This window comes from Spirillospora sp. NPDC127506 (genome assembly GCF_040302145.1).
GTDB lineage: Bacteria > Actinomycetota > Actinomycetes > Streptosporangiales > Streptosporangiaceae > Spirillospora.
The window spans coordinates 1-1,228 of sequence record NZ_JBEORG010000108.1 but is presented as its reverse complement, the minus strand read 5'-3'; the positions used below and the strand labels follow the sequence as shown (position 1 = coordinate 1,228).

The window sequence follows — 1,228 nt, the reverse complement described above, 5'->3', positions numbered from 1 at the left end:
CGGCGATGGGCCCGTTCGCGGGGCGAGAGGGGTACTTGTCCAGGGCCACCACGGGAGTCTCCTAGTCGTCCATGAGAAAAGCGGGTGCATGTGGTGCGAGGAGCTGGGGGCGTTCGAGGAGAGGGAGGCGTGCCACATGGCCGGCGCGACGATCGGGGCGGGGCGCGCCGGAGCGTGTGCCCGCGGGCGGCAGGTGGCCTTCCGGGGCGGGTCTGCGGGAAACCGCGGGGATGCGGGCGGGACCTCGTGCTCCCGCGGGGCGCCGTCGGCTTCGGATCGGCGACGGCCCGCGAGCAGCTGAGCCGGGCCGGCGGAGGAGGGGCTCAGACTTCGGGGCTCCCCAGCAGGATGGCGCTCTTCAGCCCTCCGACCTGGTAGTTGAAGGTGAAGGCATAGTCGAAGTCGAGGGGCCGCGTAGCCGTCCCCGGAACCGGGTCGAAGGTGAGGTTGTCCGCAGGCTCCTCGCAGTTGGCTGTGGGACACACCTGGCCGTGGTTCATCATCAGCAGGGTCAGGGCCACCCCGAGGACGCCCGCGGGTGCGCCGTTGTGACCGAAGCAGCCTTCCTGGGAGGACATGAGCAGATCACGTGACGCGGGGCCGTACAGCTCCCTGATCGCGTTGGCCTCGAACGTCGTGACCACCACGTTGCCGTCGCTGCCACCGTGGATGTAGGGCACCTGGTCGATCTCCCAGGTGTCGCCGAGGCACCGCCGCACCGCCGACACCAGCGCCCTTCCGGTGTCGTCGCAAGCGAGCGGATTGGCTAGGCCGTCCCGCGTGGTGGCCTGCGAGAGGACCTGGCCGTAGAGGCGGCCGCCCCGTGCGAAGGCGTGTTCGCGGCTCTCCATGACGATGGTCGCGGACCCTTCGCCGTGGTTGATGCAGTCGGCACGCCGGTCGTACGGACGCATCAACGACTCGAACGACGGCAGGAGGGCGGGCATGTCCTGGGACCGCATGGCGTCGTACGTCTGCTGGGCTCCGGACAGCAGACGCTGGATGTTGTGGATGAGGGGGACGCTGAAGACGTCCACCCCGGTCACCACGGCGATGTCGGCCTCACCGTCGGCGATCATGCGCTGGGCGTTGCCGATCTGGAGGGCGGAGGACGCACAGCCGCACGAAACAGTGAAGTTGGCGCCTCTGGAGCGTGTGAGCGCGCCCTGGACCAGGGCCACGTCCGAGGGGGTGACGGACTGCTCCGCCGCGACGAACATCTCCATCG

The 1,228-nt window shown here is 69.6% G+C and carries 1 protein-coding gene; it reads right to left on the bottom strand.

What is annotated here, in order from left to right; translation table 11 throughout:
• Nucleotides 1-323 precede the first annotated feature (323 nt).
• On the bottom strand, nt 324-1,228 hold a 905-nt coding region (locus ABTW95_RS35685), incomplete at its 5' end, for a beta-ketoacyl synthase N-terminal-like domain-containing protein (protein ID WP_500228642.1).